General features: G+C 65.1%; 22 protein-coding genes and 2 pseudogenes. 2 read left to right on the top strand and 22 right to left on the bottom strand.

The features are described from left to right. Positions 1-48 precede the first annotated feature (48 nt). The 5 genes from AC07ZS_RS25000 to AC07ZS_RS24980 all read right to left on the bottom strand — a co-directional run bounded on the left by AC07ZS_RS25000 (position 49) and on the right by AC07ZS_RS24980 (position 5499). Positions 49-1191 carry an acyl-CoA dehydrogenase family protein gene (locus tag AC07ZS_RS25000; protein ID WP_382160015.1) on the bottom strand — a complete coding sequence of 381 codons (1143 nt, stop codon included), beginning with the start codon at positions 1189-1191 and terminating at the stop codon, positions 49-51. Beyond that, entirely contained in the window at positions 1188-2354 is a 1167-nt protein-coding gene (locus AC07ZS_RS24995) for an acyl-CoA dehydrogenase family protein (protein WP_382160013.1), read from the bottom strand. The genes AC07ZS_RS25000 and AC07ZS_RS24995 overlap by 4 nt, the downstream gene beginning before the upstream one ends. Beyond that, positions 2351-3205, bottom strand: a complete 855-nt coding sequence (locus tag AC07ZS_RS24990) for an enoyl-CoA hydratase/isomerase family protein (protein WP_382160010.1) — start codon at positions 3203-3205, stop codon at positions 2351-2353. Before AC07ZS_RS24990 ends, AC07ZS_RS24995 begins: the two co-directional genes overlap by 4 nt. A gap of 18 nt (positions 3206-3223) precedes the next feature. Further along, a complete protein-coding gene (locus AC07ZS_RS24985) occupies positions 3224-4234 on the bottom strand; it encodes a Bug family tripartite tricarboxylate transporter substrate binding protein (protein WP_382160008.1) in 1011 nt (336 codons plus the stop codon). 71 nt (positions 4235-4305) lie between these two features. Beyond that, entirely contained in the window at positions 4306-5499 is a 1194-nt protein-coding gene (locus tag AC07ZS_RS24980; RefSeq protein ID WP_382160005.1) for a CaiB/BaiF CoA transferase family protein, read from the bottom strand. 228 nt (positions 5500-5727) lie between these two features. Here AC07ZS_RS24980 and AC07ZS_RS24975 point away from each other — a divergent pair, with 228 nt between their 5' ends. Further along, positions 5728-6543 carry an IclR family transcriptional regulator gene (locus AC07ZS_RS24975; protein WP_382160002.1) on the top strand — a complete coding sequence of 272 codons (816 nt, stop codon included), beginning with the start codon at positions 5728-5730 and terminating at the stop codon, positions 6541-6543. Beyond that, entirely contained in the window at positions 6527-7321 is a 795-nt protein-coding gene (locus AC07ZS_RS24970; RefSeq protein WP_382159999.1) for an IclR family transcriptional regulator, read from the top strand. The genes AC07ZS_RS24975 and AC07ZS_RS24970 overlap by 17 nt, the downstream gene beginning before the upstream one ends. A gap of 427 nt (positions 7322-7748) precedes the next feature. On the opposite strand, the gene AC07ZS_RS24965 is transcribed toward AC07ZS_RS24970, so the two are convergent. The 17 genes and pseudogenes from AC07ZS_RS24965 to AC07ZS_RS24885 all read right to left on the bottom strand — a co-directional run bounded on the left by AC07ZS_RS24965 (position 7749) and on the right by AC07ZS_RS24885 (position 24103). After that, a complete protein-coding gene (locus tag AC07ZS_RS24965; RefSeq protein ID WP_382159996.1) occupies positions 7749-8714 on the bottom strand; it encodes a Bug family tripartite tricarboxylate transporter substrate binding protein in 966 nt (321 codons plus the stop codon). A gap of 36 nt (positions 8715-8750) precedes the next feature. Beyond that, a complete protein-coding gene (locus tag AC07ZS_RS24960; protein ID WP_382159994.1) occupies positions 8751-9131 on the bottom strand; it encodes a Zn-ribbon domain-containing OB-fold protein in 381 nt (126 codons plus the stop codon). Next, positions 9128-10264, bottom strand: coding sequence for a thiolase family protein (locus AC07ZS_RS24955; protein WP_382159991.1), 1137 nt, complete (start codon positions 10262-10264; stop codon positions 9128-9130). The genes AC07ZS_RS24960 and AC07ZS_RS24955 overlap by 4 nt, the downstream gene beginning before the upstream one ends. A gap of 2 nt (positions 10265-10266) precedes the next feature. After that, on the bottom strand, positions 10267-12375 hold the full coding sequence (locus AC07ZS_RS24950) for an acetate--CoA ligase family protein (RefSeq protein WP_382159988.1): 2109 nt from the start codon (positions 12373-12375) through the stop codon (positions 10267-10269). 27 nt (positions 12376-12402) lie between these two features. Further along, entirely contained in the window at positions 12403-12882 is a 480-nt protein-coding gene (locus AC07ZS_RS24945; protein ID WP_444689947.1) for an aconitase X swivel domain-containing protein, read from the bottom strand. Continuing rightward, a complete protein-coding gene (locus AC07ZS_RS24940; RefSeq protein WP_444689946.1) occupies positions 12879-14108 on the bottom strand; it encodes an aconitase X in 1230 nt (409 codons plus the stop codon). The genes AC07ZS_RS24945 and AC07ZS_RS24940 overlap by 4 nt, the downstream gene beginning before the upstream one ends. After that, positions 14095-14598 carry a PaaI family thioesterase gene (locus AC07ZS_RS24935; protein ID WP_382159982.1) on the bottom strand — a complete coding sequence of 168 codons (504 nt, stop codon included), beginning with the start codon at positions 14596-14598 and terminating at the stop codon, positions 14095-14097. The genes AC07ZS_RS24940 and AC07ZS_RS24935 overlap by 14 nt, the downstream gene beginning before the upstream one ends. Continuing rightward, positions 14591-16141, bottom strand: coding sequence for a class I adenylate-forming enzyme family protein (locus AC07ZS_RS24930; protein ID WP_494801188.1), 1551 nt, complete (start codon positions 16139-16141; stop codon positions 14591-14593). Before AC07ZS_RS24930 ends, AC07ZS_RS24935 begins: the two co-directional genes overlap by 8 nt. Then, positions 16138-17388 (bottom strand): acetyl-CoA carboxylase biotin carboxylase subunit, encoded by a 1251-nt coding sequence (locus AC07ZS_RS24925; RefSeq protein WP_382159976.1) that lies wholly within the window; start codon positions 17386-17388, stop codon positions 16138-16140. Before AC07ZS_RS24925 ends, AC07ZS_RS24930 begins: the two co-directional genes overlap by 4 nt. A gap of 125 nt (positions 17389-17513) precedes the next feature. Beyond that, positions 17514-17878: pseudogene (locus AC07ZS_RS24920) on the bottom strand (tyrosine-type recombinase/integrase); the annotation flags it as partial. 321 nt (positions 17879-18199) lie between these two features. Next, complete coding sequence (locus AC07ZS_RS24915) at positions 18200-18775, bottom strand: hemerythrin domain-containing protein (protein WP_382159973.1); 576 nt, start codon at positions 18773-18775, stop codon at positions 18200-18202. A gap of 1 nt (position 18776) precedes the next feature. Next, positions 18777-19181, bottom strand: a complete 405-nt coding sequence (locus AC07ZS_RS24910) for a ribonucleotide reductase subunit alpha (protein WP_382159970.1) — start codon at positions 19179-19181, stop codon at positions 18777-18779. A 13-nt stretch (positions 19182-19194) separates the two neighbouring features. Next, positions 19195-19806, bottom strand: a complete 612-nt coding sequence (locus AC07ZS_RS24905) for a nitroreductase family protein (protein WP_382163698.1) — start codon at positions 19804-19806, stop codon at positions 19195-19197. A gap of 47 nt (positions 19807-19853) precedes the next feature. Further along, the gene (locus AC07ZS_RS24900; RefSeq protein WP_382159968.1) at positions 19854-22268 is read right to left on the bottom strand and encodes an adenosylcobalamin-dependent ribonucleoside-diphosphate reductase; all 2415 of its coding nucleotides are present in this window, start codon (positions 22266-22268) and stop codon (positions 19854-19856) included. A gap of 17 nt (positions 22269-22285) precedes the next feature. Continuing rightward, positions 22286-22452 (bottom strand): annotated as a pseudogene (locus tag AC07ZS_RS24895) (nitronate monooxygenase); the annotation flags it as partial. A 98-nt stretch (positions 22453-22550) separates the two neighbouring features. Next, positions 22551-23249 carry a carbonic anhydrase gene (locus tag AC07ZS_RS24890; protein WP_382159965.1) on the bottom strand — a complete coding sequence of 233 codons (699 nt, stop codon included), beginning with the start codon at positions 23247-23249 and terminating at the stop codon, positions 22551-22553. Then, positions 23246-24103 (bottom strand): peptidylprolyl isomerase, encoded by an 858-nt coding sequence (locus AC07ZS_RS24885; RefSeq protein WP_382159963.1) that lies wholly within the window; start codon positions 24101-24103, stop codon positions 23246-23248. Before AC07ZS_RS24885 ends, AC07ZS_RS24890 begins: the two co-directional genes overlap by 4 nt. Positions 24104-24121 lie beyond the last annotated feature (18 nt).

Below are 24121 nucleotides of genomic sequence, written 5' to 3'. Positions count from 1 at the left end.
AGCCTTGGCTTCGGTTCTTTCTGGGTAGGAGGGCTCGAAGCTGGCCTTTCAGGCCGTTTCGGCCGCTGCGCCCAGCGACAAAACTGCCAGGCGCTCGAGCTGGTGGTCGGTGCTGCCATACAACGTGGTGGATACGGCCAAGCGCTTCACAAACGGCGCCAGCGCGCATTCGTCCGTCATTCCAATCGCGCCGTGCAGCTGCACCGACTCTTCCCACACCAGCTTCGCGGCCCGCGAGACGCGGGCCTTGGCGGCCGCGCTGTAGCGCGTCGCATCGGCCGGGCGCGATTGCGCATCGGCGGCCGCACGCGTCAGGGCGCGTGCTTCCTCAATTTCCACGTAGAGGTTGACCAAGCGGTGCTGCACCACTTGGTTGGTGGCGATCGGACGGCCGAATTGGATGCGGGTGCGCAGGTAGTCGAGCGTGAGTTCGAAAGCGCGCTGCATCGTTCCGATGGTCTCGGCACAATGTACAAGGGCGGCACGGTCCTGGGCGCGTCGCAGCCAGCGGTTTAGCTCGATAACTGGTGCTGTCGCAACAAGCGCTAACGCGGGCGTGTCCTGCAAGTAGAGCTCAACCGCGCGCCGGCCATCGTACAGCGTGCGAGCCGTGGCCTGCAGCCCCGTCGCTTGAGCGTCGACCAGGAACAAGCCCGCCATCATGCCGTCGTCGAGACGGGCTGACAGCAGGTACGCATCGACACCGCAGCCCCCTGGCACCATAGACTTCCGCCCCTGAATGGTGAAGCCCGCCGCGGCTTCATTTGCCCGCGCATCGACGATGCAGGGGTCGAAACCGCAGCCTGGCTCCCAAGGCGCGAAGGCCAGTCGCAATGAACCGTCGGCAAGACCGGGCAGCCAGCGCGCGCGCAGCGCCGGAGAGGCGGTATCGGCCAACAGCTGCGCTGCCGACACGGCGCACGCCCCGTAGGGCTCCACCACGCAGCCGCGGCCCAGTTCTTCGGCGACCCCGCAGGTGTCGGCTAGCGAGCCGCCGAGACCTCCGTCGTCTTCGCTCAAGGGCAGCGCCAGCCAGCCCAGATCGGCGAACTCGCGCCAGCGTTCCGGATCGCAGCCGTCGGGATGGCTCTCGGATGCGCGCCGCATAGCATCACCGTAGCCGCGTTCGACATAGCGCCGCACGCTGTCGACCAACTGCTGTCTTTCTTCTTCGAGAATCGCTGTGTTCATAGTCCGAGCACCTGCTTGGCAAGGATGTTGTGCTGAATTTCGCTCGAACCGCCGGCGATTGTGTAACCGCGCGAGAGGAACCGACGCGACGACGCGGTGCCTGCGATACCGCTCGCAGTTCCCGCAAGCGGGTCGACCGGCAGGGTGTCGATGCCCAGCGTGTCCACGGTCAGCGCCTCCCAGTCCTGAATCAGCCGGCTGCCGCTCATCTTCAACATCGATACCTCAGCGCCGATCGGATGGCCGGCCTGCGCTCGCGCGATAAAGCGAGCGGCATTTGCCTCAAGCGCCAGCAGCCGGCACTCGAGCTCGGCGAAGCGCTGCCTGAACCAAGGCCGGTCGGCCATGCGGACGCCGTGCTCGGTGCGCAAGAGGCCGGCTTGGCGGGCTCGAGCCATGCGGCGCTTGTTCTCGCCAATGCGGGCGAGCTTCAGGCGCTCAAACTCGAGCAGCGATTTGGCGATGCCCCAGCCGCGATTCGGTTCACCAACCAGGTTCTCCGCGGGCACCACGACCTCGTCGAGGAACACCTCGTTGAAGACAACCCAGCCATGGATACCGACGATCGGGCGTACCGTGATACCGGGGGACTTCATGTCAATCAACAGAAAGGAGATGCCGTCTTGCGGTCGTGTCTCCGCGGCGCTGCGCACCAGGCAGAACATCCAGTCGGCGTACTGCGCGTAAGTGGTCCATATCTTGGAGCCGCTGACCACGTAGTCATCGCCGCGGCGCACTGCGCGCGTGGCGAGAGCGGCGAGATCGGAGCCCGCATTTGGCTCCGAATAACCTTGGCACCACCATTGCCGACCGCTTGCGATCGCGGGAAGAAAGCGCCCGCGCTGCGCCTCGCTGCCGAAGCGGATCAGCACCGGCCCGATCATGTCGAAAGTGACCTGGTTGAGTTCGGGTGCGTCGTGGAGGCACATCTCCTCGTCGAATGCGAGCTGCTGCGGCACGCTCCAGCCCCGGCCACCCGAGGCCAGCGGCCAATGTGGCACGAGCAGGCCGTGGGCGGCGAGAATGTCGTGCCAGGCCAAAGTTCGATCGTGCGAGAGCGGCTGGCCGCACTTCACCGCATCGCGGATGTCCGGTGGCAGATGGGCGCGCACGAAGCTACGCACTTGCTGCCGAAAGAGGTCTAGATTGTCGGTGTCCATCATGAGGTGGTGTTGTCGAGAAACGCGGCTTGGGCCGGACGGTCCCAATCAAACAGGGGCGGCTGACCAGCCACGAATCGCGCCACCGACTCGGCGTGGTAGGTCGTGGCCATGCACACCGCCTGAGCAGATGACTCTAGTGCCGCGAGCTTGTGATAGTCGGTGTCGAAGCTCTGGTTCAAGAGTTTTCGGGTTAGCGCCAGTGCTTCACGCGGGCCCTTTGCCAATCGGGCGGCGAATGCGCGCGCTTGCGGCAGTAGCGCATCAGGCTCGTGAACCGAATGAACCAGGCCGATCGCTGCAGCTTCGGCAACGCCCAGCCGCCGCGCTGTCAACATGAGCTCCTTGGCACGCGCAAGTCCAATCCAGCGGGGTAGGCTGTGGAAAGCGCCGAAGTCCGGCAGGCAGCCGACCTTCGCGAACGACATGCAGAAGCTCGCCCGTGTCGACGCGACGATGAGGTCGGCCTGAAGTGCCAGACAAAACCCGGCACCGTACGCTGGCCCATCGACGGCGGCCAAGACTGGTATGTCGAGTTCGCGCAAACGCACCAGCCAAGCGTGAGCCGCCTCAATCCGACGACGGGTGGCGTCGGGCGAGTTGAACTCGGGGTCGTCACTCGCGAGTCGCTCCTGCATGGCCCGAATGTCGCCGCCAGCGCAGAAACTACCGTCTGAGCCGGTGAGGATCAGAACGCGAGCCTGGCGCTGTTCCCGCACGACGTCAATCATGTCCGCGTAATCGCGCCGAAGCGCTTCTGACATCGCGTTGCGCGCCGTGCCGTTGTTGTGAGAAAACTCTGCAACGCCTTCGTGCCAAGTCAACTGCGATTGCCTGAATTGGATGGTTTCCATCTTGTGTACGAAACTGCTTCAGTTCTTTAGCGAGATATTCAGTTGACGAGTGAGTCTTGTGAGCTTCTCACGTTGCCCGAGCAGGAAGGTCGCGGCCTCCGCTGCAGTGGTGGGCTCGGCTTCGATGCCCATGGCCAGCAGCCGCTCCTTGACGTCAGGCAAAGACAACACCTCCCTCACATGACGGTTCAGCGTTTCCAGCACCGGACCTGGCGTCGCAGGTGCTGCCACGAGCATGAACCACACGGTGAGACCTTCGATGTCCGGCGTGAGCCCTGCCTCGGCGCCTGTGGGCACGTTCGGCTGCGAACTGAAGCGGCGCGGTTCGGAAACAGCCAGCAGACGCACGCTGCCACGCTCGACCATGCCTCTCACTGAGGCGTAGTCAAGCATGGCGAAGTCGATTTCGCCAACGCCGAGGGCGACGGCGGTTGGTGCGTTTCCCTTGTAGACGACCTGTACAGGAGAGATGCCGATAGAGCCTGCCAAGGCCACCGCCGAAATGTGCGGATTGCTGCCAATTCCACCATGGCCCAGCACCATCTTGTCGTTGTTCGCCTTGGCGTATCGAATGAATTCGGCTACGTTGCTGACAGGCAGGCTGCTGCGCACTGCGAGAAAAGACGGTGCCCTGCCCAGCATGCTGATCGGAGCGAAGTCTTTCCCCGGCAAGAAGGAGTAGTTGTCCAGCACGAGGGGGAACGCTGCGGCGACCGCATTGGCGATTCCAAGGGTGTGTCCGTCAGGCGCTGCCTTGATCGCTGCGTCCATGGCAACGCGGGTAACGGCCCCGGGTTTGTTTTCCACGATGAAAGGCTGGCCCAGTCGTTCGGACAACCGCTGGCCAATCAGGCGCGCCACCGTGTCGGTGCTGGCGCCTGCCTGCTGGCCGACGATGAGCCGAACCGGTCGCTCCGGAAAGCCCTGCGCTCCAACCGCGCCCACAGTAGACGCCATCAGCGCGAGCAGCAGCATGCGAGCGAATGGCCGGCGGTGGGCGAACAAATGAGTGGTCGAGTGCGCGATCATGTTGTATCTCCAATAGTCGTGGTAAGTTTCGCTAGGCCTTTTAGGCTGGTCATGCCACCGGTGAGGCGTCGCTAGACGACGCCCGCAGCCCTGAGCGCCGCCAGCTCTTGACCTGTGATTCCGAGATCGCTGTACACGTCCTCGTTGTGGCGCCCCAATGCCATGGCGGTCGAGGTCACATGACAAGGGTCGCGGGTGAACCGGGGAACCACGTCCTGCATGCGAACGTGACCGAAATCCTCATCGGGCACCCGCCGCAGGAATTCCCTGGCCTGAACTTGAGGGTCGGCGAAGATCTGGTCCACCGAATAGATGGGGGCCACGGTGCCGTGGGCGGCATGGAAGGCCGACAGGATGTGTTCCAGGGTGTGCGCAGCGAACCATTCCGCAAAGATGGCGTTCACCTTCTCAGCGTTCTGAACGCGGTCGGGATTGCGGCGAAAGTCTTGATGCTCAAGCAGTTCAGGTCGTCCGATCGCTCTGCAGTTGTTCGCGAACAAGGCATCGGTGCTTCCCGCCAGCGTTACCCAGTGGGCGTCCGCCGTGCGGAAAACGCCGGCCGGTGACGAGTATTGATTGACGTTGCCCGACCGCTCGTGAACTTCGCCCAACTGGTCATACCGAATCGCCAACACTTCAAGCAGTTTCAACACCGATTCGGTCAGCGACAAATCAATCTCTTCGCCCGGCGCCTGTGGGTCGTTGGCCCGCTTCCACAGTGCGGCGAGGATTCCCACCGCGCCAAACAGGCCGCCGATGGAATCACCGATGGGGTAGCCCGCATGCATGGGTTCTTTGTTCGCCTCTCCGCTGATGTAGGCGAGACCGCCCATTGCCTCAAAAATCCGGGCGAAGCCAGGACGTTGACGATATGGTCCGGTCTGACCGAAGCCCGTGACCCTCAGGATCACCAGTCGCGGTTGGATCGACCACAGCGTGTCGCGGTCGAGCCCCCAAGTGTCCAGAGTGCCCGGGCGGAAGTTCTCCACCAACACATCGAACTTCGGCAGCAGTCGCCTGAAAACGGCCACGCCTTCCGGTTTGCGCAAATCCAATGTGATGAACTTCTTGTTGCGATTGATCACCTTCCACCACAAAGGCTTACCCTCTTTGAACGGCGGAAACGCCCGCGCGCCGTCGCCAGCGGGCAACTCCAGCTTGACGACATCCGCGCCGTAGTCAGCCAGCAGCGAGGCCGCGGATGGGCCCGCGATGATCGTGGCGATGTCGAGGACCCGCAGCCCCTTGAGCGGACCATCACTCATTGCGTTGCCCGTGCATTCGACGAACAGGCTACGGTGTTGCCCCTCGTCGTGAACGTACGAGCCGAGGCGGGGAGAGCCGCCATATGGTGTCGATGGAGGTGCGCGTTCCGAAGCATTCTCTAGGTCCTTTGTGTCTGAACTGGAATGAAGGAACTCTAAGTTGCATCCCAGGTGCGCACTGGAACTGTGTTGCTATGTTAAATTGATGCCGATTATTGAGGAGATTCCATGGCATTCATCGAGGAGCCGCGTCATCAGATGTATGCGACGAGTCTTGCGAATGGCATGTCTGTTCTTGCTGCTTTCACTGCTGCGGAGCCGGCCTTGAGCAATGCCGCGCTGGCAAAAAAGACAGGGCTGTCCCGAAGCACGATCACGCGCCTGACATACACATTGACTGAACTGAGGTTGCTGCGGTTCGATACGGAAGTGCAGCAGTACCGCATTGGTTCGGCGGCTTTGTCCGTGGCCTACCCGTTCCTGGCGAGGCTAAAGATCCAGCACGTCGCTTTGCCACTCATGCAGGCGTTTGCGCATCAACAGAACGTTTCGGTATCCCTGGGAATGCGCAGCCGCGACAGCATGATCTACGTTGAAAACTACCGCGCCTTCGAAGGACTTGAGTTTCGCCCCGACGTCGGTGCCACACTTCCACTGTTGAGAACAGCGATGGGTCGTGCCTGGCTTTCGGCCCAGCCCCGTGCGACGCACGCGCAAGCGTTGCGTGAACTCAAACGGCTACAACCGCGCGACTGGAAGCGCTACCGCCCTGCGTTGCAAGAGGCCCTGGCAAGCTGCGCATCGCGCGGCTTCTGCATTTCCCATGGCGACCTCCACGAGAGCATTCATGCTGTTGCCGTGCCACTCCGCACGAGGGTCGATGGAGAATCCGTTGTACTCAACTGCGGAATTCCCGCAACCATTTTGAAGCCCGGGCTGCTGGAGCGGCGTATCGGTCCAGGGCTCCTCGCTCTCGGACACCGGATTGACGCCGCAATGGATGCGTTGCTCGCGGAAAGTCAAAACAGTGACGAACAAACTTAAAGACAAGCAATTCGCCACTACTCTGGCGCGCGGTGTCGAGTTGCTCCAGTGCTTCGGCTCTGGCGATGGAAGCATGGGGAACGGGGACCTCGTCGCATTGACTGGGATCGATAAGGCGACTGTCGCAAGGCTTACATTCACGCTCACGCGTCTGGGGTACTTACACCATGATCGGAAGCGGCGAAAATACCGCCTTGGCCCCGCAACGCTGACGCTGAGCTATTCTTTGTTGGCAAGCATGACGGTGCGACAGCTAGCCCGCCCCTTTATGCGTCAGTTGGCCCTTGAGGTCGGCGGTATGGTTGGCATTGGCATTCGACAAGGCGCGGACATGCTATATGTGGATGCGATGCGTGGCATCGACGGACCACCTCCAGTGATAGATCGTGGCATGGCGATTCCACTGCTGACAAGTGCAATGGGCAACGCTTGGTTGGCATCAGCCACTCCGACGGAGCGCGCAGAAGCAGTCAATGTGCTGCGAGTGAAGTATCCATCAACGTACGCAACTGACGGTCACAGAATCGAAAGCGCCCTGCGAGAATTTCGCAGCAGGGGATATTGCTCGAGCGAAGGGCACTTGAGGAAGAGTCGACTTTCCGTCGCCGTACCCTTGCACCGGATATCTGTCGGTGCGGAGATCGTGGTCTTCAATTGCGCTGTATTGTCCGATGTAGATTCAAAGGAGCAGCGAGTACAACTCCACCGCTCGCTTGGTGAGAAATTGCTTGAAATGCTGGGCGCGATTGAAAGGGCGGCTGGGATAAGCCGGCTATGAGGAGCAATCAGGTTGGTGTGATTTTCAAGACTCTGACTACTTGTCGACAGCAGTTGAATTGTGATCGAGTGAATAGGAAAGGGGGCTACTTCGCCGCCAGCAAGGTGTGGCCATCGGGCGTACTGCTCTTCACGGCCATGAAGCCGATGTTGCTGGCCGCACCGGACGAGACTCGACGACCACGGGCTATTTCCAACGCACGGCCAAGTAGTCGGCAAGAATCAGAGCAAACCCATCAACGGCCCCGCCCGCAGGGGCCGGAACGACGATCCGAACGGGCTTGGTGGGAAGGTCGGGTTGTGCGCTCAGCGGGCTTACCAGCAGCAGGGCGAACGCACCAACATCAGGATTGAAAACTTTTTCTTCATTGAATTCTCTTCAAATTTCTCGCAGGGGAACGGACAACCGGTTGAGTGGGCGGGGCGTTTCAATCGGCCTTGATGCCGGAGGCATTGACCAGCCGGCGCCAAGCGTCGACCTCCGCGCGGATCACGTCGGTCGTGGCGCTCGGGCCGCGGAACATAGTGGTGCCGCCGTTGGTCTGCACTGTCTTCACAAACGCCGGGTTGGCGGCCACGCGCTCGAGTTCCTGCGCAAGGCGCTGCAAGATGGGCGCCGGCGTTCGTGCCGGCGCCAGCAAAGCGAACCAGGACGAGCCTTTCAGTTCCCCCATTCCCGCCTCCGCTGTCGTCGGCACGTTGGGCAGCGCGGGACTGCGTTTGTCTGCGGTTGTGGCAAGACCCACCAGCTTGCCCGCCTGGATGTAAGGCACGGCGACGCCAATGGACAGCGCCATCATGTCGACGCGTCCGCCGATCAGGTCTGCCATCGCTTGAGGCTGCCCCCGATAGGGAATGTGCACCATGAACACGCCTGCCTGCCGCTTGTAGGACTCGCCGATCAGATGAAGCAGGCTGCCGTTGCCCGAGGAGGCGTAGCTGAGTTGGCCCGGCCGACTTTTGGCCAGCGCCGAGAACTCCCTCAGGGTGCGCACACCCAGAGTGGCTGGCACCGCGATCACACTTGGGACATCGGCGATGGTGGCAACCGGCGCAAAGTCGGCGATCGGGTCGAATGGCAGTTTGCCCATGGCCGGCAAGATGGCGTGGCCGACGGTGGCCAGCACCAGGGTCAGGCCATCGGGCGCCGACTTGTCAACCAGATCGGTTCCTAACGCGCCGCCCGCGCCGGGGCGGTTGTCCACTAGCACCGGCTGCCCCAGGCGGGCCGACAAGAGCTCGGCCAAATCGCGGCCGATAATGTCGACGATGCCCCCGGCGGGAAAGGGCACGATGAGCCGCACAGGTTTCTGCGGGTATGCGTCCTGGGCGAGTGCGCTGACCGAGGTGATGGCGAGCGCTGCCGCGAGGCACTTGAGGATTCGACGTCTCATGCTTGTCTCCTTAATATCTTTCGGTTGATTCAAAGTTCAGTCGGCGGGTGCCGGTGTGAAGAGCGGTGCGAGCGCACCATCGAACTCGCGAAACTTCGCCACCACCGGGTCGCCGATGCGCACGCCAGCGGTGGCGTGTGCCAGCATGCGAAAGCCTTCGGCGCAGTCGATCAAGGCAACGGTGTAGGGAAGCGCCGCGCGCAGACTGTCGGTCGGTGCGCGCAGGACCGTGGTGACGGCGTACACCGTGCCTCGACCTGAGGCCGTTTTCGTCTCAGGCCCGTCAGCGCCGCAATGGGGGCACATGGGCCGTGCAAAGTACCAGCGCTGGCCGCAAGCGTGGCATTGCTGGTAGACCACGGCCGGTGCGCCGAGCGTCCAATCGGCGTCGGTCCGGCTGCTCTGGAGCTTGGTCATTGCGCGGCCTCCAGCACCATGGACACGTGCGAGGACATGATGCCGCCGTCACCGTGCAGCAGTGCTCGCCGTGCTCGAGCCACCTGTCGTTCGCCAGCATTGCCGCTCAGCTGCAAATGGGTTTCCACCAGATGGCCGAGCGAACCGGCGGCGCCGCAGTGACCGTAAGAGAGCAGTCCGCCGTGGGTGTTCAGGGGCAGTGGGCCGCCACGATCAAAGCGGCCTGCGCGCGCGTCTTCCGCGGCCTTGCCGGGTGCGCACACGCCGATCTGTTCCAGCAACACGGCTAGCGTGACCGTGAAGCTGTCGTAGATGCCGAGGTAGTCGATGTGAGCGAGCCCTGTGCCGGCTGCAGCGAGCGCTCGATGGGCAGACTCGCGCGCGCCGCTGCGAATCAGATCTTGCGCGGCGGTGGCGTGCTGGTGCATATGCGCCTGACCGCAGCCTGCAATGCGGGTGGGGTGGGCGCCCGAGGGCCGCCGGCTGACGATGACGGCCGCGCCCCCGTCGGAGATGGGCGAGCAGTCCAGCAGTTTCAAGGGTGTGGCGATCGGCTTGGAGGCCATCACCGTCTGCACCGTCAGTGCTTCTTTCAGGTGGGCGTGAGGATGGCACATGGCGTGCCGCCGCATCAGCACCGCGAATTCCGCCAGGTCTTCTTCGGCGAGGCCGTATTCATGCAGGTAGCGCGAGGCGAGCAGCGCATAGTAGGCCGGTACGTTCAAGCCCAGTGGCACCTCATAACGAGGGTGGCCCACCTGCGCCAGGCTCTGCACCGTGCTATCGCGCGTTTGCCCTGTAAGGCGGTTCTCACCCGCGATCACCAGGATGTGATCGACCACCCCCTGCTCCACCAGCGCATTGGCCAGCATGACCATGGCCAGACCCGTGGCACCCCCGTGCTGCACGCCATGCGCATAGTGCGGCTGCACCCCGAAGTGTTCGGCGAACACCGTAGCCAGCATCAAATGCGGGTGAGTGGTGCTGTGACCGCACACCACGCCGCCGATGTCGCTCCGCTCAAGTTCCGCCTGCTGAAGGGCGAGCGTGGCGGCCTGGCTCATCAGATCAACAGAGTCCAGGCCTTCGTGGCGGCCGAAGGGCGTGGCGGCGGCGGCTCGTATCCAGGCCACGCTCAGGCCTCCGGTGCCGACAGGGGCACTACGAGCGCATCGACCGCCATACCGCCGTGCGGCAGCGCGATGAAGGGGTTGATCTCGATCGAAGCGACGTGCCCCACATTGGCCACGATCAGATGCGACAGCCGCACCAGCGCGTCGGCCAGGGCCTGCTGATCCACCGGAGGCTGTCCACGCACGCCGTCCAGGACGGCAGCCGAACGGATCTCGCGGACCATGCGATAGGCTTCTGCACGGTCCAGCGGTGCGCGCCGGAAGCTCACATCCTTAAGCACTTCCACATGGATGCCACCGAGCCCGAACATGACCACTGGGCCGAACACCGGGTCCACCAGGCCGCCCAAGATGCATTCCACGCCGCCCTGGATCATGGGTGCCACCAGCACGCCGTCGATGGTTGCATCGGGGCGGGCCTGGCGCACGCGCTGCAGGATGTTCTCAAACGCGTTTTTCACCTCTTCTGCCTCGCGCAGGCGCAGGGCCACGCGGCCGGCGTCGGACTTGTGCGGGATGTCGTCGGACAGCACCTTCAGCACCACCGGAAATCCCATGGCAGTGGCAGCGTCGGCCGCCTGCCGGGCATCGCACGCGGTGGCGTGCGGCACCACCGGGATGCCGGCCTTTGCGACCAACGCCAGCGCCTGCCGTTCGGAGCGGTCCATTGGGGTCGCCAGGGGCATTGAAGCAGGTCGTTCGTGGGTGGGCGCAGACCGATCGAAGACCTCGCGCAGCCCAGCGAGTGCCGCCAAGGCGCGCACCGCGCGCGTGGGTTCCTCGAAGGCCATGCAGCCGATACCATCGAGGAAGCGGCGATTCTCGTCGTCGAACACGCTCACCACCGCCACCGGCAGTTCGGGGTGACGCTCGCGCACGGTGGACCAAGTGCCGGTGATGAAGCTGCGGTGCTGCGGCGTGATGCCGGTCACGGCCTGGAACGCAACGACGCTGTCATAAGTGCCGGAGTTGACCACTTCGTCCACCACGTCGGGAAAGATCGAGTGGTCGTCGAGTACCTTGCCGGTGAGGTCGATGGGCCCCGACGCGGAGCCATGGGGCACGCGCTCGAGAATCCGCTGCTGCAGCGGTTCCGGCAGCGTGGGCACCTCCATGTGGAAGCGCTCCGCGGCGTCTGCCAGTGAGACGGCGGCGCCGCCCGACATGCTCAGGATGCCGAGTCGACGTGAGCGCGGCAACGGGGAGACCGAGCAGGCGTACGCCACGTCGAACATCTCGTCGACATCGCGAGCGCGGTACGCGCCATGCTGGCGGAAAACGGCATCAAAAATCTCGTCGGCGCCCGCGAGAGCCGCGGTGTGGGAGGCGGCCGTCGCCCCGCCCATGGCCGACGTGCCCGACTTGCACACAATCACGGGCTTGCGGTGAAGGCGCGCCAGCTCGAGCGCGGCGGCCAGGCGTTCGCCGTCGCGCGCACCTTCCATGTAGCAGGCGATGACCTTGGTCTGTTCATCCTCGGCCAAATAGCGGATGCACTCCGCCAAGTCCACGTCGGCCTCGTTGCCAGTGGAGGCGAACAGGCTGATGCCGATGCCGCGTTCGCGTGCACGCACCAGCGCGAACACACCGAAGGCACCGCTGCCGCTGACCACGGCCACGTTGCCGGGCTTGAGCGCACCAGAATGCAGTAGGGGACTGAACGTGGCGTAAGCGCCAGTGTTCACGTTCATCATGCCCAGACAGTTGGGCCCGAGCACGCGCATGCCGTGCTGTTGTGCCACGGCCTGCAAGCGCTCCTGTTCGCGCGCACCTTCCGCGCCCAGCTCGGCGAAGCCCGAGGCGAACAGCACGGCGGCGCGCACGCCGGCGCGTCCGCAATCGTCCAAAGCTTTGACGGTGGCCGAGGCGGGTAGCGAAAGAATGGCTAGGTCCACTGGCTGGCCGACGGCTGCGATGTTTTCGTAAGCGCGCAGGCCCTGGATCTCAGCGCTGGTCGGGTTGACCGGGAAGATCCGGCCCTGATAGCCGAACTCGCGCAGAAAGCGCACCGGCAAACCAGCGACCTTCTCCGGATTGCTGGAAGCGCCGATGACCGCGATGGAGCGGGGGGCGAACAGAGCATCTAGCCCTGCGTTCGTGGGATGTGTCATGGATACAACCTGGAGAAGTTTTGTGGTTCAAGGGCCGTGCACGGCTCGGTAACCCGCGGGCAATGACGCCGCGACAGGGGCGGTGTTGACAACCTCGTCCGCCATGCGCAGCACACCAGCGGCGGGGTCAATCTCGACCAGCGCGCCCGAGGACACGTCCTTAGTGATGTCGCTGTCGAAACCGGCCAGCAGGCAGATCCCCGCCAGCGCGGCCCCTTGCGCCATGATGGGATTGGCGCGGTTGAGCACAATCGCCAGCGGCAGCATGCGCCGGGCCTTCATTTCATGCAGCATCCAGGCGGTGGCGACACCGCCTTTGGCGCAGTCCAGGATCAGGATGCGGTTGACATACGACTGGCCATACAGCTTGTGCGAGGCACGAGAGAAAACACCTTCGAGCCGATCGAGGTCGTAGCGTGCGGAAAAGCCGTCGCTGGCCACCAGCGCCAAGCCACTCACCGGCGCCGACCCCAAGGTGTGACGGGCGCGGAATTCGCGTTGTGTCATTGCAGTTCTCCCGAGATGGCGGCCTGTACGCATTGCTCCATGGAGGCCAGCCGTGGCTGGTAGCCATAACCCCCCAGGATGTTGACCAGCTTGGCGCTGTTGCTCGCCAGCCGCCGCCAGCCACGCGCCTCGGCCATCTCGCGGGCGTAGGACTGGTAGAAGCACATGCCCTGCAGCACGGTGCCGCCGGCCGATTCAATGGCCTGCGTGTAGCCGAAGCGGTCGGCATCGGGCTTGACCTGTGGGCTGGTGGTGACCAGCAAAGGAATGCGGAACGACTGGCCCTTGGCCAGCGCCGCCAGTTTGCGCAGCTCGTACAGGCTCAGTTGCGGTGCGGAGAACACCACCACATCCACGCTGGTATCGCCGTCGGCATAACCACGGCGGAACGCCACCAGCTCGCTCTCGTCCACAGTGTGGATGTCGCTCAGGCGTTGACCGCCGACGCTGGCCAACGTGGGGGCTTCGGGCGTCATGCCAACGACGTGGAACAGCGCAATCGAGCCGAAGCTCGCCATGGCCGCACCGAAGTGCTTGATCTCGTCGGATCCCGCTGCGCCCTCCAGGCCTTCGACCACAGGCACCTGGTCGTAGCTGCCCGTCTTGCGTCCGATCACCGCCCCCAGGGCACCCCATTCGTCCAGCGTTCGCGGCGTGTGCGTGACGCGAAAGCGGATGGTGGCCTGCCGCTTCTCGTCCAGATGAAAGCCATAGCGCGGCGTGCGGCCGGTCAACGCAGCGGAGAGCGCGGACGGCCCCCCTTCGTAGTTGGAACGCGCACCGAAAACCGAGTTGGCATAGATGACCACACCCGTGTCGCCATAAGCAACATGCTCGCCGCGCGTGGCCGGCAGCACGGTCTGGTAGTTGATGCAGGTGTCGGTCATCGCCACGCCCAGGCGTATGAAGGCGTCGATGGCGCGGCGTTCCAGTTCGACCATCCAGTCGGCCTGCCCCAGTTCCTGGGCATGCGCGAAGTCGGTGCCGCGCGGGTCGGTGATCGTGGGAATGCGCACCACGCCGCCCGCATCGGCCAACTGCTCCAGCCATTGCACGCCGGCCTGGCCCAGGCTCTCGGTGTCGGCCATGATGTGGGCCTGCGTCACGGGAACCATGTCCTGCGCGCCAAAGAACCGGCCCACGGCGAGTTGGTGTTCCATGGCCAGGCGCAGTGTCGCCCCGTGCTCCCCATGGAGCATGGCCTTCTCTTCGTCATTGAGTGTCATTGCATTGCGTTTCTGATAGGGCCGCCTGTGCGGCCGGGGCCAACGCGAGCGTCGCGCTCGCACTGGCGATGCGCTCGCCATCCGCGGCGAGCAGGTTCGCTTCGAGGAACCAGAGGCTGGCGCCCTTGCGGGCCACGCGGGCCGTGGCCTGCACACGTCCAGTCTGGACACCGCGCAGGTACTGCACCGCCAGGTTGGCAGTGGCCGCACCCCTACGTGCCAGGTGCTGCGCCAGGTGGGCCATCGCCACATCCAGCGCGGTGGCGATCACGCCACCCTGCAGCAAGCCACGCGGGTTGCACAGGTCCTCACGCACGTCGAACGCCACGGTGCAGGTCTCGTCGACATATCCGACCTCGAAGCCGAAGAAGCGGGCCAGGAAGAAGTGGCCGAGTTCCTGCGAGTGCGTGTCAACGGCCACATCGAAAGCCGCGCGCGCAGCCGCCACGTCGATGCGGCGGCCGGTGCGAATCGGGGTGGGCTCAAACACGGCGGGCCTGCCCGGTCCAGTAGCGATCGCGCACGGCGCGGCGCATCACCTTGCCGACCGAACTGCGCGGAAGTTCGTCCATGAAGTCCACGGTCTTGGGCGTCTTGACGGCCCCGAGACGGGCACGGCAGTTGGCGATCAACTCCTCCGCGCTGACGTGCTGACCGGTCTTGAGCTCCACCACGGCTTTCACGGCTTCGCCCCACTTCTCGTCGGGCACGCCGACCACGGCGCAGTCCTGCACGGCAGGATGGGCGAGGATGACCTGCTCGACCTCCAGCGGAAACACGTTGAAGCCGCCGCTGATGATCATTTCCTTCTTGCGGTCGCAGATGTACAAGTAACCGTCCTCGTCCTCGTAGGCGAGGTCACCGGTGTGGTGCCAGCCGAAGCGCGACACCTCGGCGCTGGCTTCGGGGTTCTTGTAGTAACCGCGCATGACGATGCCACCCTGCACCACGATCTCGCCGATCTCGCCACGTGGTACGAAATTGCCGTCATCGTCCATCAGCGCCACGCGCGTGAAGGGGTCGGGACGGCCGCAACTGAGCAGCCGCTTCTCATCAATGTTCCCGTCCCGATCCAGGTGTTCCTCCGGGCCCAGGTAGGTGATGCCTGCTGGTGCTTCGGTCTGGCCGTAGGCCTGTGTCATCACCTTGCCGAACAGGCCAATGGCCTCGGCCAGCTTGGCCGCCGACATGGGTGCAGCGCCGTAGACGAAGTACCGCAGCGAGCTGTAGTCGTACCGGCGCGCATCGGGATGCGAGAGCAGGGAATACACCGCCGTGGGCGGGAGGTACAACCACGACACGCGGTGGCGCTGGATGGCCTGCATGACCGCGTCGGCATCGAACTTGGGCAGGATGACCAGGGCGCCGCCCAGACCCATGTTGACGAAGGCGAACACCGACGCCGCGTGCGACAGCGGCGCGGCCGCCAGGTAGATCGGCGGTTCGTCGAAGTGCATGCGCGCCATGTAGTTCGACAGCGTCACCTCGAAGTTTCGATTGGTGTTCATCACACCCTTGGGCCGCCCCGTGGTGCCGCCGGTGCCGCGCAGCATGCACATGCCGTCCGGATCCCAGGGCAATGCAACAGGGTCGGAATTTTGCTGCGACATCCAGGTCTGCATGTCGGGGTGCTCACCGTCGACGCCGTCGATGCAGATGAAGTGCTTCACACAAGGCACCGTGGCCTTCACCTGGCGCGCGAAAGCGGCGAACTCCTTTTGATAGAACAACACGTGGACATCGAAGTGCCCCAGCACATAGAGGTGATCCTCTTCGGCGTTGCCGGTGTTCAACGGCACCCAGCTGCCGCGCGCCTTGAGAATGCCCAACAAGGCCATGAACGCCAGAGGGTGGTTGCGGCTGATCACGGCGCAGGGCGTCTCGCGCCCAACGCCGCTGCCCGCAAGGCCATGGGCGATGCGCAGCACAAGAGGGTCAAGCTCAGCATAGGTCCAGGCGCGGTCCTCGTAGACGATGCCCTTGCGCTGCGGAAAGTTGCGGACGTTCTTGTCGAAAAAATCGATCAGGTTCATGCGTGTGGTGCCTCTGTATTTTTCTTGTTCAAGCTGGGCAGAATGGTTTGCTCCAGCCACGTGGTGGTGACGTCGCCAGCGGCGAAGTCGGGGTGTTCCATCACCTGGATCTGCAAGGGAATCGTGGTGGTAATGCCGGTCACACGGAAGGCGCGCAGGTAGGCCAACATCTGCGCGATGGCGTACTCGCGTGTGGGACCGTGTGCGATCACCTTGGCCACCATCGAGTCGTAGAACGGCGGCACGAGGTAGCCTGGGTACACGTGGGTATCCAACCGCACCCACGGGTGGTCCGGTGGAAGCCACTCGCGCACCCGCCCAGGCGAAGGCCGAAAGCCATCGTGCGGGTCCTCGGCGTTGACACGGCATTCGATGGCATGACCGTCCATGCGAATGTCCTCTTGTACAAAGGAAAGCGGCAAGCCCATGGCAATGCGGATCTGCTCGCGAACGATGTCGATGCCGGTGACGGCTTCCGTGACGGGATGCTCCACCTGCACGCGGGTGTTCATCTCCAGGAAATAGAACGCGCCACTCGCCTTGTCAAAAACGAATTCCACCGTGCCGGCGTTGCGGTAGCCCACCGCGAGCGTCAGGTCGACCGCCGCCTTGGCCATGGCCTGGCGCATATCGGCCGAGAGCACAGGCGACGGCGACTCTTCCACGAGTTTTTGGTGGCGGCGCTGCACGCTGCAATCGCGTTCGAACAGATGGCAGCAGCGGCCGAAGGCGTCGGCGATCACCTGGATTTCAATGTGGCGTGCGTCCTGGATGTACTTCTCCAGGTAAACCGTGCCATCGCCAAAGGCGGCGAGCGCCTCGGCCTGCGCACTCGCGAAGGCGGCCTCCGCGTCCTGCGGCCTGTGCAGCAGCCGCATGCCACGCCCTCCGCCGCCAGCCGATGCCTTGATCAGCACCGGATAGCCGATCTCGCCGGCGCAGGTCAGCAGCTCGGCCACGTTGCCAATGCGTTCTCGACCCGGCAGTACCGGTACACCTGCGGCACGCGCTGCAACGATGGCGTTGATCTTGTTGCCCATGCGCTCGATGGCATCCGCGTCGGGGCCGACGAACACCAGACCCTGTTCGGCGCACAGGCGCTGGAAGCTGGCGCGTTCCGAGAGGAAGCCATAGCCCGGGTGGATCGCATCGCACCCCGTGCCCTTGGCGGCTGCCACCAGCGCGTTGGCATTGAGGTAGCTCTCCGCCGAGGGCGCTGGGCCCACGCAGATGGCGCGATCGGCCACCCGCGCAGCCCGCTTTGCACCACCAGGCGCAGTTCGGGGTCATCTCGGTTTTTTGGGAATCGTCGACAAAATATCAAAACGGGCCGAAACCAGCACGACGGGTTCAACCTACCTCCAGTGACAATCTAATTCAGCAGACTGGAGGCGGGGTTCTTGGAAAGCCCGTCCCGGCGCTGGTAGCCAAGCACTACGGCAACCGACTGGTGGCCTGCCATGGCCATCGTGTCAGCGATCTAGACGTTTTGCGCGGCGGCTTCAGTCACGAAGCCCGACCGCAACGAATGAGCAGAACACGCCCCTCCACCCCCGCCAATACACACCGCGCCTGAACGATGTCGCGCACGGAAGCTGCCGACAGCGGACCACCCAGGTGGCCGCCCTTGAGCACCCGACGGAAGAGGGCGCCCTCGCGGATCCCGCTTATGAATAGCCAATCTTCCAGGGCGGCACCAGCGGCACCGAGCACCGGCTTGTGGTTCTCGGGCCGATCGACTTGTGACTAGCGCTAGTCAACTTGCAGCGGCCGCATCATTGTGATGTTCTACGTGGTTGGGTTTCTTTGCTCAAGGCAGTAACGGAGCATTCGCGGGAATCTCGCCTCAGAGATTTGAGCTCTTCAAGAGGTACTGTGAATCGCCCCGGGATTGAAGCAACCGTACCTCTAGTTTTGAAAGTCCGGAATTCGGGGGAGACGTCACTCGACGCTATCCGAACAACGTGGAGGCTGGATCTGTGGACTTGACAACGTGTCCAGGGGCTGTGGTGGATCGGTGAGGGCCGAAGGTCTGACAAGACTCGGCAGGCCAGAGCGTCAACCGGGCTGCAATCCGCGGCGCCGCATCATGTCGGCGCTCATGGCCCGCAGGACATCGGGCGACAGGCTTGTCTGCGCGGCCGGGTACACCAGACCGTCCTCCTCGCTCAGATGGCGGTCGTACAGGCGAGTGAAGCCAATGAGCGTGGCCTCTTCGGGTGGGCTGAAGTGGGTCCAGCCGAGCGGGGGCGCTTGCGTCACAGAAGCCAGCGCGGCCCGGGCCTCCACCCAGACCGCCTCCATGTCGCGGTGGTCCTGCTGCAGGCGCTGCACCACCCGACGCAGCATGGCATCGTCGCCCGCCAGCAAGGGCGGGAACACATGCAATTCCTCGTCTTCGTGGTGCAGCGGCGCGGCCAGGTCGAAATACCGCATCACGTCGCGCGCGGCGCTGGCCACGCTCTCGTCCCAGCCATTCACCAGCACATGCTGCTGCAGCTTGGCCAGCAGGGCCAGCATGCGCTCGACGCGTTCGTGGCAGGCGCCCAGCATCTCGAACGGCGCCTCGAAACCCGCTGCGGGAGCGCGGTGCCCAGGCAGCATGATGGCGGTGAGCGGGACCGAGCTGACCATCTCAGCCCAGGGCCACGGCGTGGCCTTTTGGGTCGAACGGGATGAAGGCGGACAGCTGGCCGTGGCGGATCGCCTCCACCATGTCCTGCAGCGGCTGTTCGGCATCGGCACTCTCAGGCTGGCGGCCCGGCGTGCCGGCGAGTGCGGCGGCAAACACCATGCCCCAGGGCTGGCCAAAGGCTGCGGCTTCGCGCACCAACTGGTCGAACGAGTGGAGCTCGTCCAAGCCCTTGTCCACGCACATCTGCGGCACCAGCGCACCGCCCTCGCCGCGCTCGAATTCGAGGCGCTGGGCCGGCGTGGCGTCGTCGGGCAGCTCGACGCCGGCAAACACGAACAGCAGGCGTTGCGGCAGAGGTTGGCTGCGCGCGGCGCTCAGCAGGTCGTCGAAGGTTTGAATGTTCACAGGCTCTCCAGATTCAGTTGGCGTGGGATGTCGGCGCGGGGCCGAGCGTGCTGCAGTAATCGGCCACGGTCGGGCGCACGCGCGAGGGCCGGCGCGCGGCCACCGTGCCCACACTCAGGAAACACAGGGCGTGTTCGCCGGCGCTCAAACCGAAGCGCTGGCGCAGGGCCTGGGAGCCCAGCGCCTTGCCGCTGGTGAGCGCCGAGCCATAACCCATGGCGGTGGCCATGAGCAGCATGTTCTGCACCGCGCAGCCGGCCGAGAAGATGCGCTCGGCGAGGTCCACCGCGGGGTCGCCGCATTGCCCGTCCACCACCACCAGCAACAGCAATGGCGCGCGGTGCGCCTTCTCGCGCGCCTGGTCCAGCTGCTCTGGGGTGGCGCTGGCGTCGCGCTCGCGCAGCGCCTGGGCGAACACCTCGGCCAGCGACGCACGCTCGACACGCGGCACGATAACGAAGCGCCAGGGCAGCAGCTGCCCGTGGTCGGGCGCGGCGGCGGCCGCTCCCAGCAAGACCTGCAGCTGGTCCGCATCGGGTCCGGGCGCCAGCAAGCGTTTGGGCAGCACGGTCCGGCGCGCGTGGATCAGGTCGGCGGCGGCGCGAGCGCACTGGAGTTCCACCATCTCAGCCTCGCAGGCGAGGTGGGGCGGTCGGGAGAGCAGTGTGGTGTTCATCCGCAAACCCCCAGGTGGCCGCACTGCGTGCAGTAGTCGCAGCCGTCCTTGCGGATCACTGCGTGCGCGCCGCACTCACCGCACTTCTTGCCCGGCATCATGCCGGGCGTGGCTTGCACCACCACTGGTGAGGGCTGTCCCGACAAGGGGGTGACCCCGGCGCGCTGCGCAATCAGTGTCTGCACCGCGTAGGCGATAGCCGCCACCACCGAGTCGTGCCACATCGGCACATGCGTGCCGTCGGCCTTCTGGTGCGTGCCCATTCGCACGGGTCCGCGGTCCCACACCACCTTGCGCATGTCGCGCAAGGCGCGCTCCAGAAAGCCGCCGCGCGCGGCCAGCGAGAGCAGCCGCATGCTGGACGACACCCACTGCTGCGACTCACCGCTCTGCCCCACGGGCATGAAGAACTCGATCGCGCGCTCGACCGTGCCCGCTCCGTCGGCCGTGGGCACCGGCAGGAACGACACCAGCAGGTACAGCGTCTGATGGCCTTCCTGCGTCCAGTACTCGATCTTGTCGGCCACCGCCGAGAGCGCACCCGGCGGCCGGTTCTCGATCACGCTGCGCATCGGGTCCACGGTGGCCACGCTCGCGATCGTTTCCGGCGTGGGTCCGGTGTCGAGCACCGAGCCCAGGATGGCGTTGGGCCGGTAGGTCGCCAGGCCCTTGAGCTGCGCGCGCCAGGCCTGCTGGTACAAGCCCTTGAAGTCTTCGTAGGGGTAGTCGGCCGGCACGTTCACCGTTTTGGAAATGGCCGTGTCCACGAAAGGCTGCACCGCTTCCATCATGGCCAGGTGGTCGGCCGCGGGCATGGCCAGCGCGCTCACGAAATACGCGGGCAGGTGCGCCATGTCGCCACCGAGCTCGCGGTAGAGCCGCCAAGCGTGGTCTTCCACCGCGTAGTCGGTCGTGCTGCCGTCGGCCTCGCGCTTCTTGCGCCGGTACATCCACGAAAACGGTGGCTCGATGCCGTTGGACGCGTTGTCGGCGAAGGCCAGACTGACCGTGCCGGTGGGTGCGATGGAGAGCAGGTGGCTGTTGCGGATGCCGTGCGCGCGGATCGCCGCACGCAGCGCCTCGGGCAGGCGGCTGGCGAAGGTGCCTTCGGCCAGGTACCCGTCGGCGTCGAATTTCGGGAACGCGCCCTTCTCCTTCGCCAACGCCACCGAGGCGGTGTAGGCCGCGTCGCGCATGCGCTCGGCAATCTGCGCGGCCAGGGCGCGCCCCTCGGCGCGGTCGTAGCGCACGCACAGCATGGCCAGCGCATTGCCCATGCCGGTGAACCCCACGCCGATGCGCCGCTTGGCCGCCGACTCGGCGCGCTGCTGAGGCAACGGCCAGTAGGTCACGTCCAGCACGTTGTCGAGCGCCCGCACCTGCAGGGCCACGGCGCGCTCGAAGGCCTCGAAGTCGAAACTGGGCAAGTCACCGAAGCCGAAGGGGTGGCGCACGAAGCGGGGCAGGATCACCGGCCCGAGGTCGCAGCAGCCGTAGGGCGGCAGTGGCTGCTCGCCGCAAGGGTTCGTCGCCTCGATCGACTCGCAGTAACGCAGGTTGTTGTCCTGCTGGATGTGGTCGAGAAACAGGATGCCGGGTTCGGCGAAGTCGTAGGTGGAGCGCATCACCGTGTCCCACAGCTCGCGCGCGGGCAGGCTGCGGTAGACCCACAGGCCGTCGGTGCGCTGGTGGGCGCCCTGGGCCAGCAGCGCCGCGCCGGGTCGGGCGCGGTGCACCAGTTCCCAGGGTTGGTCGTCGGCCAGCGCGCGCATGAAGGCGTCGCTCACGCCCACCGACACGTTGAAGTTGTTCCAGCGCCCGGGTGTGCGTTTGGCGGTGATGAACTCGATCACGTCGGGGTGGTCGATGCGCAGCACGCCCATCTGCGCGCCGCGCCGCGCGCCCGCGCTCTCCACCGTGGCACAGGACTGGTCAAACACGTTGATGTAGCTGCACGGGCCCGAGGCGATGGACGCCATGGTCTTGACCTCGGCGCCGCGCGGGCGGATGCGCGAGAAGTCGTAGCCCACGCCACCGCCGCGCCGCATGGTCTCGGCGGCTTCGCGCAGGGCTTCGTAGATGCCGGCGTAACCGCCGTCGTCCAGGCCCTGGATGCAGTCACCCACGGGTTGCACGAAGCAGTTGATCAGCGTGGCCTGGATCTCCGTGCCGGCCGCGCTCATGATGCGACCCGCCCCGATGGCGCCGGCCTGCAGGTTGTCGAAGAAGCGCTGCTCCCACAGGGCGCGGTCGGCCTCGGGCTCCACCGAGGCCAGGGCGCGCGCCACGCGGCGGTAGATGTCCTGCTCGCTGGTCTCGCCGTCCTTGAGGTACTTCTCTCTCAGCACATCCAGCGTGATGGGTTGCTGGCCGATCGCGGTGCTGGCCGATTTCAGAGCGTCGCGTTTCATGTTCGGGTGTTCCTTCATTAAATCAACGCAGGTCGGATACCGTCGCGCAGGCCGCAATGGGCCAGGCAGTCAAACGCCATGTTGCACTTTTTCTTCACATGTGCAACCGCCTTCAGTCGCGGCTCCAGGCACAGGTATTTGTCCAGCCAGGGGGTCGTACTGCGCGCGCGGGCAGGCCGGCCACGAACCACCGGCAGCAGCTCGCGCCCGCGCAGTCGCCAGGTGCGAAGGCCGCCATGCAGAGCCAGGGCCTGGAGTTCGGCCGCCAGCGTGTCGGCGGCTTCAGCAACTGATGACTTGCCCATCGTGTTCCACATAAGGTTGGTACGGCCCGGTGCCGCAGTTGGAGGCAAATGAGGCCGCGACGAAATCACCTTGCTGAGCATCAAACACATGCACTTCTCCGTCTTCGATCACGTAGTGCCAGCCGTGCAAGGTAAGCCGACCGGCCTCGACCTCGCGCCGCACCATGGGGTAGCCCATGAGGCGTTCGAGCTGCAGCACCACCGCACGCTGCTCGGTACGGCGCATGGATTCGGCACAGGGCTGCACCGGCAGCAGGGCCTCGTCAACCAGCTTGAGCCACGCGGTGAGCGCCACGGCCTCGGCAGGCGCGCCTTCGTAGGCGGTTCGGATGGCACCGCAGTGGCTGTGCCCGCAGACCACGATGCGCTCCACGTGCAGGCTGAGAACGGCGAACTCGATCGCGGCCATCGTTCCATGGAGTCCGTGCGATTGGTCATGCGGCGGAACGAGCGCGCCCACGTTGCGCACGATGAAGAGCTCACCCGGGCCGGCGCCGGTGAGCAGGTAGGGCACGAGGCGTGAATCGGAGCAGCCAATGAACAGCGTTTTGGGGTGTTGGCCCGCAGCCACCAGGTCCTGAAAACGCTGCTGATGCCGCGGAAAGTAGTCGGAGCGGAAATGCCGCAGGCGCAACAGCAGCTCGTCCGCTGAGGCGCCTGCGGCCGGTTCGCTCATTGCACCAGGGGCGTGTCGGCCCCCTCCAGCTCCACGCCCTCCACCTGGGCCTGGCCCACCAGCAGTTGCATGTACTGCCGCAGCGCCGTGGCCTGCGACTGCAGGGCCAGGCGCGCGCCAATCTGCGCCTGCAGCTCGGCGAACTCGGGCAGACGCCCTTCCTGGCGCTCCAGCACCTCGACGATGTGCAGGCCGAAGCGGCTGTGCACCAGGCGGGGGTGCAGGCCCAGGGCCTGGATGGCGTCGTTCTGCAGGAACAGCGCCTTGGCCAGTTCGGGCGCGCAGTCCTGCGGAGTGATCCAGCCGAGGTCGCCGCCCTGGGCGCTCGACGGGCAGTTGGAGAGTTCGGTCGCGAGCTGCGCGAAACGATCCATCGAGACGCCCTGGCGCGAGAGCTCCAGCAGCGCCGCTTCGGCGCGCTGAGCCAGCGCGTTCACCGGCACACCCGGCGTGACCGCGAACAGGATGTGACGCACGTGCAGCGCCTGGCCAACCACGAAGCGCGGCTTGTGGGCTTCGTAGTGGCGCCGGCATTCGTCAATTCCCGGCTCGGGCGAGTGCACCTCGGCTTCGAGCAGGGCCTCTATCGCGCTGCGTGTGTCGCCGTCGGGCCCGGGCGCATTCAGGCCGGTGAAATGCGGCAGCAGGCCGGCGCGCACCGCCTGCTGGCGCAGCAGTTCGGTGCAGGCGCGCTCGCGCAGGGTCTGCGCGTCCAGCACCTCACCGGCTTCGTGCAAGGCGATGCCGTTGACGCTGGCGATCGCTGCCGGGGCCGCAGCGGCCTCAGGGCCTTTGCAGGCGCAGGCGCTGCTGCCGCAGCCGGTGGAGGGCGATGGGGAAAGGTCCTGGGTCATGGGGGGCTCCGGTGGGTT

The sequence above is a fragment of the Hydrogenophaga sp. GW456-12-10-14-TSB4 genome (genome assembly GCF_059424305.1).
Note: the sequence above shows the minus strand (reverse complement) of the source record. Positions and strands in the feature narration are given on the sequence as shown.

Bases quoted from the DNA above. Each gene is read 5' to 3' on its own strand.
- AC07ZS_RS24965 (WP_382159996.1), bottom strand. From the start codon at position 8,714: ATGAGACGTCGAATCCTCAAGTGCCTCGCGGCAGCGCTCGCCATCACC.
- AC07ZS_RS24985 (WP_382160008.1), bottom strand. From the start codon at position 4,234: ATGATCGCGCACTCGACCACTCATTTGTTCGCCCACCGCCGGCCATTC.
- AC07ZS_RS24990 (WP_382160010.1), bottom strand. From the start codon at position 3,205: ATGGAAACCATCCAATTCAGGCAATCGCAGTTGACTTGGCACGAAGGC.
- AC07ZS_RS24960 (WP_382159994.1), bottom strand. From the start codon at position 9,131: ATGACCAAGCTCCAGAGCAGCCGGACCGACGCCGATTGGACGCTCGGC.
- AC07ZS_RS24940 (WP_444689946.1), bottom strand. From the start codon at position 14,108: ATGACACTCAATGACGAAGAGAAGGCCATGCTCCATGGGGAGCACGGG.
- AC07ZS_RS24890 (WP_382159965.1), bottom strand. From the start codon at position 23,249: ATGAGCGAACCGGCCGCAGGCGCCTCAGCGGACGAGCTGCTGTTGCGC.
- AC07ZS_RS24930 (WP_494801188.1), bottom strand. From the start codon at position 16,141: ATGAACCTGATCGATTTTTTCGACAAGAACGTCCGCAACTTTCCGCAG.
- AC07ZS_RS24905 (WP_382163698.1), bottom strand. From the start codon at position 19,806: ATGGTGGAACTCCAGTGCGCTCGCGCCGCCGCCGACCTGATCCACGCG.
- AC07ZS_RS24900 (WP_382159968.1), bottom strand. From the start codon at position 22,268: ATGAAACGCGACGCTCTGAAATCGGCCAGCACCGCGATCGGCCAGCAA.
- AC07ZS_RS24950 (WP_382159988.1), bottom strand. From the start codon at position 12,375: ATGACACATCCCACGAACGCAGGGCTAGATGCTCTGTTCGCCCCCCGC.
- AC07ZS_RS24915 (WP_382159973.1), bottom strand. From the start codon at position 18,775: ATGGTCAGCTCGGTCCCGCTCACCGCCATCATGCTGCCTGGGCACCGC.
- AC07ZS_RS24980 (WP_382160005.1), bottom strand. From the start codon at position 5,499: ATGAGTGATGGTCCGCTCAAGGGGCTGCGGGTCCTCGACATCGCCACG.
- AC07ZS_RS24945 (WP_444689947.1), bottom strand. From the start codon at position 12,882: ATGACACAACGCGAATTCCGCGCCCGTCACACCTTGGGGTCGGCGCCG.
- AC07ZS_RS24885 (WP_382159963.1), bottom strand. From the start codon at position 24,103: ATGACCCAGGACCTTTCCCCATCGCCCTCCACCGGCTGCGGCAGCAGC.
- AC07ZS_RS24975 (WP_382160002.1), top strand. From the start codon at position 5,728: ATGGCATTCATCGAGGAGCCGCGTCATCAGATGTATGCGACGAGTCTT.
- AC07ZS_RS25000 (WP_382160015.1), bottom strand. From the start codon at position 1,191: ATGAACACAGCGATTCTCGAAGAAGAAAGACAGCAGTTGGTCGACAGC.
- AC07ZS_RS24995 (WP_382160013.1), bottom strand. From the start codon at position 2,354: ATGATGGACACCGACAATCTAGACCTCTTTCGGCAGCAAGTGCGTAGC.